This window comes from Mesorhizobium sp. LNHC221B00, from assembly GCF_000502935.1.
Lineage (GTDB): Bacteria > Pseudomonadota > Alphaproteobacteria > Rhizobiales > Rhizobiaceae > Mesorhizobium > Mesorhizobium opportunistum.
Window position 1 is genome coordinate 1 of the sequence record NZ_AYWR01000014.1, and the last position, 16,384, is coordinate 16,384.

Here is a 16,384-nt window from a genome sequence, read left to right on the forward strand (position 1 = left end):
CTCATGGCGGCACCGCGCGCCCCGCTTGCCCGCCGCTTCGGCGGCTCGCTGCTTCTGCGCCTCGACCAGGCGCTTGGCCGCCTCGACGAAGCGGTCTCGCCGCGCCTTCCCGTCGCGCCGCTTTCGGTCGAGCGCCACCTCGCCGAGCCCGTCACCCTGACCGAGGAGATCGAGCGGCTGGTGGGCATGCTGGCGACGACCTTGAAGGCCGATCTCGAGCGCCGCGGCGAGGGTGCCCGGACGCTGGCACTGCTGCTCTTTCGCGTCGACGGCGCCGTCAGCCGCATTGCGCTCGGCACCTCGCGGCCGATGCGCGATCCCCGGCTGATCCAGAAACTCTTCCATGAAAGGCTGGCCGCGCTCGAACAGCATATCGATGCCGGCTATGGTTTCGACCTGGTGCGGCTTTCCGTGCTGGCGGCCGCCACCTTCGACATGCAACAGGCCGATCTGATCGGCGAGGTGAACGACGACGGCGCCGACATCGCGCTGTTTGCCGACCGCATCCGCGCCCGGCTCGGCGAGGGTGCTGTCCTGCAGCCGGTAGCCGTCGAAAGCCATCTGCCGGAACGCGCTGTCGCGACCATCCCCTTCACCGAGGCCCCGCGCCGAACCACGCCGCCAAGGAAACCGGACCGGTTGCAGGCGCCGATGACCATCTTCCCGCCGGAGCGGCCGATCCGGCTGTTCCGCGCGCCCGAGCCGATCGAGGTGCCGGCCACCGAAATGCCCGAGGGACCGCCGCTGAATTTCCGCTGGCGGCGCGCGCTCTACCGGGTCACGCGTGCCGAGGGGCCCGAACGCATCGCCGCCGAATGGTGGCGCGAGGCGCCAAGCGACGCCGCGGCATCGACACGCGACTATTTCCGCATCGAGGATGCCGACGGCCGCCGCTACTGGCTCTACCGGCAAGGGCTTTACGGCGGCGCCTCGCAGATCCCGCCGCGCTGGTTCATGCACGGGATCTTCGCATGAACGCGCTGACCGTCATCCCCTATGCCGAGTTCGGCATCCAGTCGAATTTCTCCTTCCTGCGCGGCGCTTCCAAGCCGGAAGAGCTGGTGGTCGCGGCCAAGCTGCTGGGCTTCTCCGCGATCGGGCTTGCCGACCGCAACACGGTGGCGGGCGTGGTGCGTGCCTGGCAGCAGGCCAAGGTCGAGAAGCTTTCCTATCATCCCGGCTGCCGGCTGGTTTTTGGCGACGGCACACCGGACATCCTTGCCTATCCCAGGGACCGCGCGGGCTGGGGGCATCTTTGCCGCATGCTGACGCAAGCCAACCTGCGTGACGAAACCGAAAAAGGCGCAACGTTGCTTCAGCGCGGCGACCTGCTCGAATGGGGAGACCTGATGTCGCTGGCGGTGCTGCCTGATCCGGTGGCGGGCGCTGAAAACAGTCTCGCCCTCATCCGCCAGTTCAAGGACCGTTTCGGTAAAGCCCTGCGACTGGGCGTCTCGCCCGATTATGCCGGCAATGACCGTTTCCGCATCGAGCAGGCAGCCGCGCTTGCAGAGAGTGCCGGCATCCCGCTGATGGCGACCAACGACGTTCTCTACCACACCGCCGAGCGGCGGCCGCTTCAGGACGTGCTGACCGCGATCCGCCTCAACACGCCGGTCGCCGAGGTTGGGCTGCAGCTCACCGCCAATGCCGAGCGCCATCTGAAGCCACCGATGGAGATGGCCCGCTTGTTCCGCCGGCATCCGCAGGCGCTGGCCGAGACCTTGCGGTTCGCGGAAGAGCTGACCTTCTCGCTGAGCGATCTCCAATACAACTACCCCGACGAGCCGACGGAATCCGGCCTCGGGCCGCAAGCCGAGCTGGAAAGGCTGGCGCGGGAGGGAGCCGCCAGGCGCTACCCGGCGGGAGTGCCTGCCTCCGTGATCAAGCGTATCGGGGAAGAACTCGCTCTCATCGAGCGCCTCAACTACGCCCGCTATTTCCTCACCGTCCACGACATCGTCAAATACGCCCGCAGCCAGGACATACTGTGCCAGGGCCGTGGTTCGGCCGCCAATTCGATCGTCTGCTTCTGCATCGGCATCACCGAAGTCGGGCCGGACAAGATCGATACGCTGTTCGAACGCTTCATTTCCGAGGAGAGGAACGAGCCGCCCGACATCGACGTCGATTTCGAGCATGAAAAGCGCGAGACCGTCATCCAGTACATCTACGAGAAATACAGCTCCAAGCGCACCGCGCTGGCCGCAGCCGTCATCAGCTATCGCGGCCGCTCGGCGCTGCGCGAAGTGTCGAAGGCGATGGGCCTGTCCGAGGATGTCAGGGCGTCTCTGTCCGGCTCGATCTGGGGCTGGTCGACCTCCGAGCTTGGCGAGAAGGAAGCCCGCGCTGGCGGCCTTGACCAGACCGACCCCGTATCGAGGCACGTGATGGAACGCGCCAACGAGATCATGGGCTTTCCCCGTCACCTCTCCCAGCATGTCGGCGGTTTCGTCATCACCCGGGACCGGCTCGATGAGATCGTGCCGATCGTCAAGACGGCGATGGACGAGCGCAAGATGGTCGAATGGGACAAGGACGATCTCGACGCGGTGAAGATCCTCAAGGTGGACATCCTGGCGCTCGGCATGCTGACCTGCCTGCAGCGCGCCTTCACCTTGCTTACGGAGCACTATCCGAAGGCGCGGGATCCGTATGGGCAGCCCTATGTGCTGGCCACGCTGCCGCCGGAGGACAGGCAGGTCTACAAAATGATCTGCCGCGCCGACACGATCGGCGTCTTCCAGATCGAATCGCGCGCCCAGATGTCGATGCTGCCCAGGCTCAGGCCACAAAATTTCTACGACCTCGTCATCGAGGTGGCGATCGTGCGGCCCGGCCCGATCCAGGGCGACATGGTCCACCCCTATCTGCGCCGCCGCCAAGGCAAGGAGGAGGCCGAGTATCCCAAGCCGGAGCTGAAAGAGATCCTCGGCAAGACGCTGGGCGTGCCGTTGTTCCAGGAACAGGCGATGAAGATCGCCATCGTCGCCGGCGGCTTCAGGCCGGGCGAGGCAGACGAATTGCGCCGCGCCATGGCCACCTTCAAACGCACCGGCACAATCGGCAATTACCGCCAGCGCATGATCGACGGCATGATGGGCAAGGGCTACACGAAAGACTTCGCCGAACGCTGCTTCAAGCAGATCGAGGGTTTTGGCGAATATGGCTTTCCCGAAAGCCACGCCGCCTCCTTCGCCTTGCTCGTCTATGCCTCTTGCTGGTTCAAGACCTTCTATCCGGATGTGTTCTGCGCCGCGATCCTGAATTCGCAGCCGATGGGCTTCTACCAGCCGGCCCAGCTTGTCCGCGACGCACGCGACCATGGCGTCGATATCCGCGAGGTCGACGTCAATTTCTCCGTCTGGGACTGCACCCTTGAGGAAACGCCTTTCGACCCGGCCCGTATCCTGCCGCGCCATGCCGAAATGCGCGGTGTCATCGAGACGGCCCATGCCGTGCGGCTTGGCTTCAGGCAGATCAAGGGACTGTCCAAGGAACGCATGGAGCAGTTCGTCACAAGGCGTGGCGACGGTTACTTGTCCGTCCGTGACGTCTGGCTGCGCTCCGGCCTCGATGTCGACGAGATCGAGCGGCTGGCGCAGGCCGATGCCTTCCGCTCGCTCGGCCTCGACCGACGCGACGCGCTGTGGGCGGTGCGCGCGCTGGACGGCAAGAGTGCCGCCGAGAAGCTGCCGCTGTTCGACCAGCCGGCCCTGCGCCTGCGCGAACTGGAACCCGAGACCAAGCTGCCGAAAATGCCGCTCGGCGAGCATGTCATCCACGACTACCGCTCGCTCGGCCTGTCGCTGAAGGCACATCCGGTGGCCTTCCTGCGCGAACGGCTCGACCGCGCCGGCATCACGCCCAATGCCAACCTTTCTTCCGTGCGCGACGGCAGGCGGGTCTCCGTCGCCGGCCTCGTGCTGGTGCGCCAGCGCCCCGGCAAGGGCAATGCGATCTTCCTGACGCTGGAGGACGACAAGGCCGTCGCCAACGTCATCTTCTGGGAGAGAACCTTTACCCGCTTCCGCCCCATCGTCATGGGCGCGCGGTTCGTGAAGGTCAGCGGGAAATTGCAGTCGGAATCCGGTGTCGTCCACATCGTCGCCGAGAAGATCGAGGACCTGACACCCTGGCTGACCGTGCTGCTGGAGAAGGTCAGCCAAGCGGGAGCGCCGGACGCTGCTTCTCAGGGGCACGTCTCCAGGGATGGTGCGGATCGCGATGGCCGCCCCGCGCTGCGCAACGCGCCGATCAATCAGGATCTCGCGGCGTTATCCGGAGAAGCGGAACAGGTCATGCCCAAGGGGCGCAATTTTCAGTAGCGGCTCCACAGTGCCGGCCATCCGAAAAGCGCCGCGACCCCCCGCGCACCTCTCCCCCACTTGGGCAGGGCACAAGGGTTGGCGAGTTTGCGCCTTTCCTCTCCCCCGTCGATCGGGGGAGAGGTGTCGAGCGAAGCTCGACGGAGTGGGGGTCGACCTTTCGTTGAAGCAATGTTTCCGACTGATCGCTGCTTGCCTTGCTCGCCAGGGTGTTCCTGCCTTGCGGCGACCGCGCGTTTGGCGAATGCCTTCCCCCACTCCGTCGCTGCTGCGCAGCGCCACCTCTCCCCCCTCCGGAGGGAGAGGAAGGGTGCCAAGGTTGGCGAACAGGGGGAGATCGGCAGCTCCTGCAACGCTGGAGATTGGCGAAAGCCGCTGAGCGCATAATCTCCCTCCTTGTGGGGGAGATGTCCGGCAGGACAGAGGGGGGGCGCTGTCCCGCTAGCCTCTGGCAATCTTCTCGTCGCATATGTTCGAATTTACGACGGCCCACCCAATTTCGGCGGCGACAGCACATCCTCCGCCGAAATCGTCCGCGCCTCGGAAGGCAGCATGATCGGGATGCCGTCGCGCACCGGATAGGCGAGCTTGGCGACCCGCGAGATCAGCTCGCCCCGCTCCGGATCCCAGGCCAGCGGTCCCTTGGTCAGCGGGCAGGCCAGGAGTTCCAGCAGCTTGGGGTCGACAGTGGTCTTCCTTCCGTCACGCCCATCCGCCATCGCGCTCTCCTCCAGCTTCACGCAGAAGATGTGTTGAGATCCGGGTCAGGCCGAGTCGAAAATGGAGGCTTGCGAGAACCGGAGCGGAGCGTACTTTCGTACGTGAGCACCGGAGCGCAGCAAACCGCCATTTGCGGCCGGCATCACCCGGATATTGACGCATCTTACTGCAAGCTCGAGCCAAAATCCTCGTTCTCGCGCGCCAGCGCCATCTCCGTGATGGCGATCAGCGTTTCGGCCCGCGTCTTCAGGTCCGCCGCTTCGAGCAGCGCCTGCTTTTCGGCCGGTCCGTAGGGCGCCATCATCGAAAGCGCGTTGACCAGCATGGCGTTCTCGGCGCGGCTGACGCTTTCCCAGTCGGCCTCCAGGTCGTTGGCCTGCAGATAGGCGCGAAATGCTCTCAAAAGCGCGGGCCGGTCGATCTCGTCCGCCGCCTGGTCCTCATCGAGGTCGGCGAGGAAGGGCGCCGGCTTTGCCTGGCGAAACGGCGTCTTGACCGTCAGTTCGTGGGCGATGCGGAACCGGCACACGCCTTGCAGCGAAATCAGGTAGCGGCCGTCGCCGGTCTCGGAAAAGGCGATGATGCGCCCGGCGCAGCCGACATTGCAGAGCTCCGGCTCGCCATCGTCGCGCAGCGCGCCGTCGAGGCGGGGCTGGATAACGCCGATGAGCCGCGAACCGGCAACCGCCTCGTCCACCATCTGCAGGTAGCGCGGCTCGAAGATATTGAGCGGCATGCGGCCGCCCGGCAGCAGAAGCGCCCCCTCAAGCGGAAAGATCGGGATCGCTGACGGCAAATCCTTGGCGAGCCGGTAATGCGCGTTTCCCGCTTGCACCTCGTTCCTCCGATCGCTTCCACAAGGAAGCGCGTCAACTCTGCCTGGTTCCAGCCTGCAAGTTCCAGCCTGACCTATCTGGCGCTTTGGCCTGATCTCGCAAGCCTGTGCGACAAAACAGCCGATAACCGGCTCAGGAAAACAGCAGCGACGACAATTTGCGCCTCGCGGCCAGCGTCGCCTCGTCGGTCATGCCCCAGGCCTCGAAGAACTGCAGCAATTGCGTCTTGGCGCCGTCTTCGTTCCACGCGCGGTCGGCCTTGATGATGGCGAGCAGATTGTCGGCCGCTGCCGTGCGCTCGCCCCTCGCGTTCTGGATCATGGCCAGATCGAAACGCGCCTGATGGTCGTTGGGATTGTCGGCCAGCCGGCGCTCGAACTCGGCCGGATTGCCAAGCGAAGCGGCTTGCGCCGCCATCGCGATCTTGGCGCGCACGGCGGCAAGCGCCGGCGCATCCTTCTTGGCCTCCGGTGCCGTCGCCAGCAACGCTTCGGCGCCGTCCGTGTCGCCGGCCTCGAACAGCAACTCGCCCAGCCCGGCGATCGCCTCGATCGTATCCGGCGCCTGCGCCAGCACGGCGTCATAGATGTCGGCGGCGGTCTGCATCTCGCCGGCGTCGCGCGCCTCGGTCGCCGCCGCCAGCGCCTCGGCCACGGCCTGCGCGCCATTGCCCTTGCCGCCGACCTTGGTGATGAATTCGGCGATCTGGCTCTCGGGGATGGCGCCCATGAAGCCGTCGACCGGCTGGCCATCCTTGAAGGCGATGACCGCCGGAATGGACTGGATGCCGAGCTGGCCGGCGATCGAGGGATGATCGTCGATGTTCATCTTGACCAGCTTGACCCTGCCGCCGGCGGCCCTGACCGCCTTTTCCAGCTGCGGGGTGAGCTGCTTGCAAGGCCCGCACCACGGCGCCCAGAAATCGACCAGCACCGGCTGGCGGCGCGATTCCTGGATGACGTCGGCGGCGAAGGCGGCGGTCGTGGTGTCCTTGATGACATCCCCAGCAGCAACAGGTCCGGCGGGCGCATCGCCAAGCGCGACTTTCGCGCGCGCGGGCTCGGTTCCGCCATACTGGACCGAGGTCGAATACTGGCCGCCATTGCTGCCGAATGACCCGCCAAACGGATTGTTGTCGCTCATCTCGTCACCCTTTCGGTTGCGCCGCCGGCCCGCGGGTCGGCGCAAAGTCTTCATTGGAAGTCGGTTTCGCCATCCATGTGGCGATCACGCCGAGACTTTCAAGATAGCAGCATCATGCCCGGTTGCCTCGACGAATCTGATCAGGTCGGCCGCCGCGATCGATGTCGTCGCCTCATTGGTCAGCGGATGCGCGTTGATGACGGCATGCTCCATCAAATCCTTGTCGAGCACCAGCTTGACCCGGTGCTGCCTGTCGTTGATGACGCCAAAGACGGTAACCGCGCCCGGCGCGACGCCGAGAAGCTCCATCAGCATCTCCGGTTTGCCGAACGAAACCCGGCCGGCGGCGCCGATCAGTTGGTGGATCTGCTTGAGATCGACGACGGCGTCCTCGCCGACGGTGACCAGGAAGAAATTGTCTTTCTTGTCCTTCAGGAACAGGTTTTTGGTGTGCCCGCCGGCGATTTCGCCGCGCAGCGCCTGCGAATCGGCGACCGTGTAGAGCGGCGGATGGCGTATCGTTGAAACAGCGATCCCGAGTTCGGCCAGGAATGCAAAAAGTTCGGCTTCGGTTTTCGGCATCGATCTTCTTCTTCGTCCGTTTGCTTGCCTTGCCGTTTACGGCCAATGAGGCGGCAGACACAAGACCATCGCGCAAGGCGACGGTGAAATCCGCCCGGCGCCGGCGGTTTGCCCGCATCACCCCGGAGCTTGTAAAAAGGCTCGCGATTCCCTGTTGCAATCGCCGCGCTCTTCAGCCATATAGGCCCGGCTTGCGGCCAAGACGCCGTGTGAGCGGGTGTAGCTCAGGGGTAGAGCACAACCTTGCCAAGGTTGGGGTCGAGCGTTCGAATCGCTTCACCCGCTCCAATTTCCTTAAAGGGGATCAAGCATCTACGAAAAAGGCCGGGCTGTTGTCCGGCCTTTTCGTTTACCGGAAACCGGAAAAGCGGAGCCTTTGGGCGGACCAAAGCCAGGGTGACCAGCAGCGGCCGGCATTTGCACGGATCAGCTCAAAATGTCACGCGAGCCACGATCTTCGCCGGCTTTGCCTGGGGAATTGCGGGCGCGATCGTCTCTGGAACCTGGAAAGCCCTCAAATTCCGTGCCTTGCTGGTCGATCCCGGTATGGCTGCCTCCGCGGCGGCGACGTCCTTCGCGCTGACCTGCAGGGACTTGCAAGCGCCTTTCTCATCCCAAAGGTTCCTGGCAATCACGCTTCCGACGGCAGCCGTTATGGCGTTTGGCGCCACGTCGTTGGGGGCAACTTGTCGAGCCTTGATCAGCGCCTTGATCGCTTCGCCGAGAATCGCGGCCGAATCGTCGAATTCTACGTCGCGAACCTGGTCGAACCGCTTCTCGCTGCTGCCGTCCACTATGCAATGGTGGGCGATAAAGACCCAATCATGGATCATGTAGGCCGGCGCGTAGCCCCACGGCGACAGCCCCTTGAAGACCTGCGCGATTTTCGGGATCGAACCGCCATCCGTGTACATGAGACCCGGCTGGATCGTGCTGCCCGGAGCAGACGGATCCGATCGATGGAAGATCAATGGATCTCGTGGGTCGGGCACGAACAGGAAGTTTCCGTCGCCCGAACTGTTGCCCTCACCGACCCACATGACGAAAAGGCTTCCCGACAGCTGACCCGTGCTGAGTTTCTGATAGTCGATTGAACCGCACCCCGCCGCCATGGCGACGACCAGTCCCAACAAGCCCATGGCTGTCTTTTTCAGGGCACCGGCTTTGTCGATCCTCATGAAATCTCCCCCCTGCGCAAGTTTGACATGGAATGCCATTCTTGTCTCGGTCGAGCTTTCCACGACGCCGCCATGCGGCTGCTCCGCTCAGGGATGATGAAGTTCGGGCAACCGGCTTGATTGTCCGCACCCGCAATGCTCCGTTGCCGCTTCAAGCTTGCGGAGAAAGAACATGACCGGCTTTGTCGATCGCCAGCGCGCCACGCATTTGATGCAACGGGCCGGCATCGCGGCGCTGGTGCTCTCAGCGCCCGAGGCGTTCCATTATGCGACTGGCGCGTGGATCGGCCCGGCGGGCCTGTTCCGGCGTGCCGGCGGCGGCTTCGTCGTCATCCCGGCCCGGCAGGACCTGCCGATCGGCGTCGTGGTCGCCGACTTCAACGCGGCGCAGCTGCGGACCGCCGCGCCCGAGGCGGTGGTCCGCTCGCACCCGATCTGGATCGAATCCGCACCGGTCGGGACAGGATCTCATGGCCTCCCGCTGGCCGCGCGCATCGAGGCGGGCCTCGCCTCGCTCGGCCGCGGCCCGGATTTCTGCCGTCCCGCCACCTTCGACCTCGCCGGCTCGGTGCGCCAGCTGCAGGCCTTGCTCGCCGAATTCGGACTGGAGCGCGCGACGCTCGGCGTCGACCTCGACTTTATCCCCGCCGCCGATTTCGCCGCCTTCCAGGCGCTGCTGCCGGATTGTCTGATGGTCGACGGCTCGCCGGTGCTGGACAGGCTGCGGGCCGTCAAATCGCAGCGCGAGATCGATCTCCTGCAGCAAGGTATTTTTCTCTCGGAGGCCGGGCTGGAGCGGCTGCAGGTGGATGCGATGGCCGGCATGCGCCAGGCCGATCTCGTCGCGCTCTACCGGCAAGGCGTCGCCGACGCGGCGGCCGGGCTGTCCCATGCGGTGGCGACGGCGGAATATGTGACGCTGGGCGCCAGCGCCAAGGGCGCCGACGCCAAAGCCACCGCCGGCGATCCCTTGAAGTGCGACATGGTCTGTACTGTCGGGTTCTATGCCTCGGACATGTCGCGCAATTTTATCTTCGGGCCGCCTTCCGCCGACCAGGTGGAACTGCACGCCATCGCCGAGCGCGCCTTCGAGGACGGGCTGGCCGCGCTCGCGCCGGGAAACACGCTCACCCATGTGCACCGCGTGACCACCGAAAGCCTGGCGCGGCAAGGGCTGCGCTCCTATCGCCGCGGCCATTTCGGTCACAGCGTTGGTCAATCGGTCTTCTCCGAACAATGGCCGTTCATTGCCGCCGACAGCGATGTCGAGATCGAGGCCGGCATGGTGCTGGCCTTCGAAATCCCGCTCTATATAGACGGCCTCGCCAGCTTCAACCTGGAAGACCAGTTCCTGATCACGCCGGATGGGCCGAGGCCGATGAACCGGCTGCCGAGGCGGCTGGAGACGATTGGGTAGGCCGCCACTCTACGACGCCCCCCTCTGCCCTGCCGGGCATCTCCCCACGAGGGGGGAGATCGGCTGCCGTGACCGCTTTCGGCAATTTTCAACATTGCAAGAAGACGAGCCGGCGCCGAAACGTCCAATCTCCCCCCTTGAGGGTAGGGCTATCGCATATGAGTAAAGAGGCTGAGCAGGTCTTGATCGGCCCATCGTGCTTTGAGTCGTTTGTGGCTGAGCGGGATTTTTTCGGGGTCGGCTCTGAGAACATTGAGGGTGAGGCGCCGAAGTATGGCATGGTTGGCGGCTGTGTTGTTCTTGCGGCCTCTGATGTGATCTTCGCCGAGCAGGACGTCGAGTTGCCAGTGCAGGTCATTCTCGATGCTCCAGTGACGGCGTACTGTGGCCAGCAGTTCGTGTGCCGGCATTTTGCGCGACAGCGCATAGCAGCGGACCTTGTGCGTGGTCTTGCCATCGACGGTGCGCCAGCTTTCGANTTGCCAGTGCAGGTCATTCTCGATGCTCCAGTGACGGCGTACTGTGGCCAGCAGTTCGTGTGCCGGCATTTTGCGCGACAGCGCATAGCAGCGGACCTTGTGTGTGGTCTTGCCCTCGACGGTGCGCCAGCTTTCGACACGGCCGATGGCGCAAAGGTCGACGAGTGCATTCTTGCCCGGCGTCTGCGCGAAGGGAATGACGAAGGCACGCCGCACCTCGTGACGGCCATGCGCGTCCTCCTCGGTCTGATGGAACTTGGTTGCTTTGCCCGCCGCCGCCTTGTCGAGGGCGGTGTTGGCTTCGGCCGCCAGCTTCGACTGGTTGCCTTTGATGGCGATCACGTAATGGCCACCGCCGTCGCGCACGGTCTTGGTCATGCGGCGATGGCAGTGCAAGGCGTCGGCGGTGACGGTCAAACCTTTGAGCGACAACAATTCGAGCGCCGCAATCGCGGCCTGCACCTCGCCGCCTTCCTGCGCCACGGTCTGGGCCAAGCTCATGAAGGTGTCGCAGCCAAAGACGGTCACCACCAGCGGCGGCATATGCGAGCGGCCCTTGGCATAGGCGCGCCTGAGGCTCTTGCCGTCGACGGCGACCTGGCCTTTCGGCGCATCGATGCGCGCCTGNAGAGGTCCCCTCAGAATCGATTTCCACACCTCGCACAAGAGTACGTTTGTACTCATGTGCGATTCCCCTGCCCTCGCGGGGGAGATGTCCGGCAGGACAGAGGGGGGTGCTGGCCCGCCGACATCTCACAACCCTCAATGCTTGATACGATCCCGCATCGCGTACCACAGCATGCCCAGCACATAGAGTGGCCCGCGCAGCGCGGTACCGCCGGGGAACGGCATCGGAGTCAGTGTCGAGAACAAATCGAGCCGTGATGCATCGCCGGTGATCGCTTCGGCCAAAAGCTTGCCCGACAACGTCGACAGGATGACGCCCTTGCCGGAATAGCCGTGCGCGAAATAGACCTCGCCATAATGCCCGACATGCGGCAGTCGCGATGTGGTCACCGACACCAGCCCGCCCCAGGCATGGTCGATGCGGCAGCCCTTGAGCTGCGGGAAGGTGGCTTCCATGTGCGGCCGCACGAAGCCGGCGATGTCGGCCGGTGGCGATGGTGTGTAGCGCTCGCCGCCGCCGAACAGCAGCCGGCCGTCCGCCGACATGCGGTAATAGTTGACGACGAAGCGCGTGTCGGACACCGCGACATTGGCCGGGATGACGTTGCGCGCGCCTGCCAATGGCTCGGTGGCGACGATGTAGTTTCCGACCGGCATGATGCGGCTGTTGACGCGCGGTTCCAGTCCATTGAGCAGCGCATCGCCCGCCAGCACGACATGCTTGGCCCGCACCGACCCCTTCGATGTCGAGACCCGGATCGAAGGTTCGCGCTCCAGCTTCACCGCCACCGAATTCTCATGGATGACGACGCCGGCGGCCACGGCTGCGCGGGCAAGGCCGAGCGTGTAGTTCAGCGGATGCATATGGCCGCCGAGCGGCTCGTACATCGCGCCGTGATAGGGTGTGTCGACCTTGGCCCTGGCCTCCGCCGCCGACAGGATCTCGACATCGCGGAACTTCATCGCGCTTTCGAGGCACTTGGCTTCTTCTTCCAGATCCCTGAGATCGGAGCCGTTGACCGCGCCGACCAGATGGCCGGTCAGCCTTAGATCGCAATCGATGGCATGGCGCTCGATGATGTCGAGCACCAGGCCCCGCGCCTCGAAGGCGAGGTCGAACAGCACTTTCGCCCGTTCGGGGCCATAGAGCTTGACTAGGCCTTTTGCGCCTTTGCGCAGGCCGGGGATCATCTGGCCGCCATTGCGGCCAGATGCGCCCCAGCCGATCTTGCCGCCTTCGAGCAGCACCACCTTCAGGCCGCGCTCGGCGGCGTGAAGGGCCGCCGACAGGCCCGTGCAGCCGCCGCCGACGACCACCAGATCGGCTTCGACATCGCCGACCAGAGCCGGATGGTCCGGCGCCGGGTTGGCGGTGGCGACATAATAGGATTGGCCGATATCGAGGCCGGAATTGAAACCCGTTGAAGATGCCATGATCACACCTTGAGCAGCAGGTGGTCGCGTTCCCAGCTCGTCACCACGCCCTGGAACAGGTCGAGCTCGACGCTCTTGACGCGCAGGTAGGTCTGGAAGAAATCCTCGCCGAGCAATTTCCGCACCGGCTCACAGGCCTCGAAACGATCCAGCGCCTCCTCCATGGTCTTCGGCAGGGTGCTTTTGATCTTGTAGGCATTGCCCGACGCCTCGACCGAGCGCGCGAGTTTCTGTTCGATGCCGAGATAGCCGGCAAGCAGCGAACCGGCGATCGCGAGATAGGGATTGGAATCGGCACCCGGCAAGCGGTTCTCCACCCGCCGCGCGGCGCGCCCGCCGGCCGGCACGCGTAGGCCGCAGGAGCGGTTGTCGTGCGACCACTCGATGTTGGCCGGCGCACTGTGGTTCGGCCTTATGCGGCGGAACGAATTCACGTTGGGCGCGAACAGCGGCATGATCTCCGGCACGTATCTCTGCAGGCCGCCGATGAAATGGCCGAACATCTCGGTATCGGCATCGTCATTGCCGGCAAACAGCGTGTTGCCGGCCTCGTCGATGACGGACATGTGCAGATGCATCGAGCTGCCCGCCTGCGCCGCGATCGGCTTGGCCATGAAGGTGGCGTGCATGCCGCATTGCTGCGCCGCCTGGCGCGTCAGCCGCTTGAACAAAAGCACCTTGTCGGCCAGCGGCAGTGCGTCGCCATGCAGGAAGTTGATCTCCAGCTGTGCCGTGCCCGATTCATGGATCAGCGTGTCGAGCGGCAGGCCGGCGGCCGCCGCATAATCGTAGATGCGGCGGATCACCGGCTCGAACTCTTCGAGCGCGGCCATGTCATAGGGATGCTGCACGCCCTCCGCGCGGCCATTGCCGCCGATCGGGGCGGTCAGCGGCTTGTCCGGATCGGGGTTGGGCGCGGTGAGATAGAATTCAAGCTCCGGCGCCACCACCGCGCGCCAGCCGCGCTGGCGGTAGAGGTCGAGCACGGCGCGCAGCACATGGCGTGGCGAGGCCATCCATGGCCTGCCGTCCATGTGGAAGGCATCGGCGAAAACATAGGCCTTTCCCGCGGCGGCGCCGGGCGCCAGGCTGAGCGTCGAGACGTCGGGCACCATGCGCATGTCCGGGTCCGAATAGGCAAAACCTTCGTCGATCGAGCCGGAATAGCGGCCGTCGATGCTGACCAGAAAGGCGCTGCTCGGCAGATAGAGAGCGCGGTCTTCCAACGCCTTGAGGAACTTCGCAGTCGGCAGGGCCTTGCCGCGCAGCACGCCGTTCATGTCGGGCACCAGGCATTCAACCTCATTGATGCGGTGCTGGGCCAGCCAGGCCTTCGGATCGTAGGTCGCGGTATTCGTGTTCTTGTCAGGCATTTCGTTCATGTCCGTATCAGGGAGAGTATGGCTTGCGCGGCCACGTCCGTTCCGGGTTTCAGCGCCATCTGGGCTGCATTTCCCTTCAGGCGGGCGCGCATGGCGTCGTCGGCCAGCAGGCCGAGAATGGCTTTCTCCAATACTCCTTCGGTCCAGCCGTCACGGCCGATATGGTCGCCGGTGCCGGTCTCCTCGGCGCGGCGCGCATTGTCGTGTCCGTCCCAGCAATAGGGCATGATCAGCGACGGCACGCCGAAGCGCAGCGCTTCGCAAAAGCTGTTGTTGCCGCCGTGGTGGATGAACAGGTCGGACTTCGCCACCACCGAGGGCTGCGGAAACCAGGCGTCGAGATAGACATTATCCGGCACCGCGCGGTAGGCGTCGCGCAACCCGCCGACATTGACGATGAAGCGCGCCGGCAGCCTGTCGAAGACGGCCAGCATCCGCTCGATCAGCCCGACATCCATGGCGCCGAGGCTGCCAAAGCTGACATAGACCAGCGGCCCGCCATTGCGCGGGAATACCGGCACCTCGAACGGCCCTTCCGACCGCACGCAACCTTCGAGATAGACGAAGCGCTCCGGATCGAGCGGCGCGGCGCGCTCGCGGCGCACGATTGCCGGTGTCAGCAGCAGATTGAGGTCGGGCGACGTCTCCAGGAACAGGCCTTTCGGCAGCGGCGCCAGGCCGGCATCCACGCGAAAACGGTTGAACCGATCATGCGCCGGCGCCGAGGCGGCGAGATAGCGAGCCTCGAACGCCGCGCGTTGCGGGTCATCGGCATCCATTCCCGAAAGGTAGGGCGGCACTTCGGCGTCCGGCAGTTCCGTCTCGGCGCAGGAGACGACACGCACCCATGGACAACCGGCGGCGGCGATGGCCGGGAACATGATGACATTGTCGAGCACGATCACGTCCGGCTTCAGCCGCCCCAGCAGTTGGCGCAAAGGCGCCTCGGCGTTGACAGCGGTGTCGACGATCGCCTGCCATGTCGGCGCGACATAGGTTTCGAGCTGGTCGATCGGGCTCAGCCGGAAATGCGGCAGGTGCCGGCGCACGAAAGCCTGCCAGTAGCTCTGGCGCTCGCTGTCGCTCAGCGGCTCGTCCGTCGGTAGCTGGTATTCCTGGAAACCATAGTCGGCAAAGACGCCGGAAAAACCGGCATGGCAGATGAAGACGGGCCGGGCACCCTTGGCGCGCAACGCCTGCGCGATGCCGACGCAATTCAATGCCGCGCCGAAGCTTGCTTCGGGAAACAGCGCGATGGTCGGGCTGGCTTTGCGCGTCAATTAATCCTCGTCATTACGGCCGGCTGATCATGCCGAACAGCGCGGGCGCCCCGCGGCTGGCCGCTTGCGGTCGCTGGTTGCGGGAAAGCCGCAGGTGAATGCGAAGCAGATCGGCAGCCACCTCATACTGCCGGCTTTCGAGATGGTCGAGTATGTTCAAATGTTCCAGCAACGATTGCCGCAGCCTGAACACGTTGACGCCGGCATAGATGCCGGGCAGCCGGCGCAGCCTGAGATGATCAGCCAGTGCATCGGCGACGAAGCGGTTGGCGCTGCCCTCGGCGATCATGCCATGGAAATCGATGTCCAGCCGCTGGAACTCGCGCGTATCGAACGTGGCATCCGGCAGCGCCGACAGCGCGTCCATGCCCTGGCGTAACGCCGCCGCCCGCGCGCCATCCAGCCGGAAGCCGGGTGTCAGGATCGCCGCGGGCTCCAGCAGCAAGCGGAACTCGTAGCTTTCGCCTTGCGCCTCCGGATCATCAGGCGTGCGGCGGAAAAGCCAGGACTGGCCCGGCGCACGATCGAGCAGATTCTCTTCCGTCAGTCTGTTAAGTGATTTTAGTACCGTTTTACGCTGAGCACTGTACCGTCGCATCAGACCGGCGACGGTTACCGTCTGGTCCAGCCTGCGCGCTGACCGGTCGCGCAGGATCGCTTCGGCGAGTTCGTCTTCCTCGGTAATGGGCAGTTCGGCCGATATGGCCGGCTGCGCGGCGAGGTCTACGGCCAGATGATAGCCTGTATCCGCCTCCCAGCGCACGACACCCCGCTCCGCGAGCAGGCTGAGCGCCGCCCTTACCGGCGTGCGCGAGACATTGCACAGCGAGGCGATCTGCTGCTCGGGCAGGCGGGCGCCCGGCCCAAAGCCGCGCTGGCGCGCCACATCCAGGATGCGCTGCGCCAGGTCGAGATGGTTGGTGCGAGGTCGTCGGGCTGCGGCTTGCATGACAGTTCTCGGTGGGCGGACGTGACTTG

General features: G+C 64.9%; 12 protein-coding genes, 1 tRNA gene and 1 pseudogene. 4 read left to right on the forward strand and 10 right to left on the reverse strand.

Features of this window, described 5'->3' with window-relative positions; all coding sequences use genetic code 11:
• On the forward strand, positions 1–975 hold a 975-nt coding region (locus X741_RS148095), incomplete at its 5' end, for a DUF6504 family protein (protein ID WP_023778823.1).
• The gene (locus X741_RS148090) at positions 972–4,328 is read left to right on the forward strand and encodes an error-prone DNA polymerase (protein ID WP_023778824.1); all 3,357 of its coding nucleotides are present in this window, start codon (positions 972–974) and stop codon (positions 4,326–4,328) included. The genes X741_RS148095 and X741_RS148090, both read left to right, overlap by 4 nt.
• A gap of 479 nt (positions 4,329–4,807) precedes the next feature.
• Here the strand turns inward: X741_RS148090 and X741_RS148085 are convergent, their stop codons facing one another.
• From X741_RS148085 to X741_RS148070, 4 genes are all read right to left on the reverse strand, one after another.
• Complete coding sequence (locus tag X741_RS148085; protein ID WP_023769037.1) at positions 4,808–5,047, reverse strand: Trm112 family protein; 240 nt, start codon at positions 5,045–5,047, stop codon at positions 4,808–4,810.
• Positions 5,048–5,211: 164 nt separating this feature from the next.
• Positions 5,212–5,883 carry an LON peptidase substrate-binding domain-containing protein gene (locus tag X741_RS148080; RefSeq protein WP_023769036.1) on the reverse strand — a complete coding sequence of 224 codons (672 nt, stop codon included), beginning with the start codon at positions 5,881–5,883 and terminating at the stop codon, positions 5,212–5,214.
• Between the two features lie 133 nt (positions 5,884–6,016).
• On the reverse strand, positions 6,017–7,027 hold the full coding sequence (gene trxA / locus X741_RS148075; RefSeq protein WP_023778825.1) for a thioredoxin: 1,011 nt from the start codon (positions 7,025–7,027) through the stop codon (positions 6,017–6,019).
• Between the two features lie 84 nt (positions 7,028–7,111).
• Entirely contained in the window at positions 7,112–7,609 is a 498-nt protein-coding gene (locus X741_RS148070; RefSeq protein ID WP_023778826.1) for a prolyl-tRNA synthetase associated domain-containing protein, read from the reverse strand.
• 213 nt (positions 7,610–7,822) lie between these two features.
• On the opposite strand from X741_RS148070, the gene X741_RS148065 reads away from it, so the two are divergent.
• A tRNA-Gly gene (locus X741_RS148065) sits at positions 7,823–7,897 on the forward strand.
• A gap of 143 nt (positions 7,898–8,040) precedes the next feature.
• Here X741_RS148065 and X741_RS0135300 read toward each other — a convergent pair.
• Entirely contained in the window at positions 8,041–8,826 is a 786-nt protein-coding gene (locus tag X741_RS0135300) for a hypothetical protein (RefSeq protein WP_023778827.1), read from the reverse strand.
• Positions 8,827–8,959: 133 nt separating this feature from the next.
• Between X741_RS0135300 and X741_RS148060 the strand changes: the two genes are divergently transcribed.
• Positions 8,960–10,204, forward strand: a complete 1,245-nt coding sequence (locus X741_RS148060) for a Xaa-Pro peptidase family protein (protein WP_023778828.1) — start codon at positions 8,960–8,962, stop codon at positions 10,202–10,204.
• 239 nt (positions 10,205–10,443) lie between these two features.
• Here the strand turns inward: X741_RS148060 and X741_RS1000000167605 are convergent.
• From X741_RS1000000167605 to X741_RS148040, 5 genes and pseudogenes are all read right to left on the reverse strand, one after another.
• A pseudogene (locus X741_RS1000000167605) lies at positions 10,444–11,310 on the reverse strand (ISAs1 family transposase); the annotation flags it as partial.
• A 135-nt stretch (positions 11,311–11,445) separates the two neighbouring features.
• On the reverse strand, positions 11,446–12,744 hold the full coding sequence (locus X741_RS148055; RefSeq protein WP_023778830.1) for an FAD-binding oxidoreductase: 1,299 nt from the start codon (positions 12,742–12,744) through the stop codon (positions 11,446–11,448).
• Between the two features lie 2 nt (positions 12,745–12,746).
• Entirely contained in the window at positions 12,747–14,117 is a 1,371-nt protein-coding gene (locus X741_RS148050) for a glutamine synthetase family protein (RefSeq protein WP_023778831.1), read from the reverse strand.
• 5 nt (positions 14,118–14,122) lie between these two features.
• Positions 14,123–15,406, reverse strand: coding sequence for a glycosyltransferase (locus tag X741_RS148045; protein WP_023778832.1), 1,284 nt, complete (start codon positions 15,404–15,406; stop codon positions 14,123–14,125).
• A gap of 13 nt (positions 15,407–15,419) precedes the next feature.
• Positions 15,420–16,355 (reverse strand): GntR family transcriptional regulator, encoded by a 936-nt coding sequence (locus tag X741_RS148040; protein WP_023778833.1) that lies wholly within the window; start codon positions 16,353–16,355, stop codon positions 15,420–15,422.
• Between the last annotated feature and the right edge of the window lie 29 nt (positions 16,356–16,384).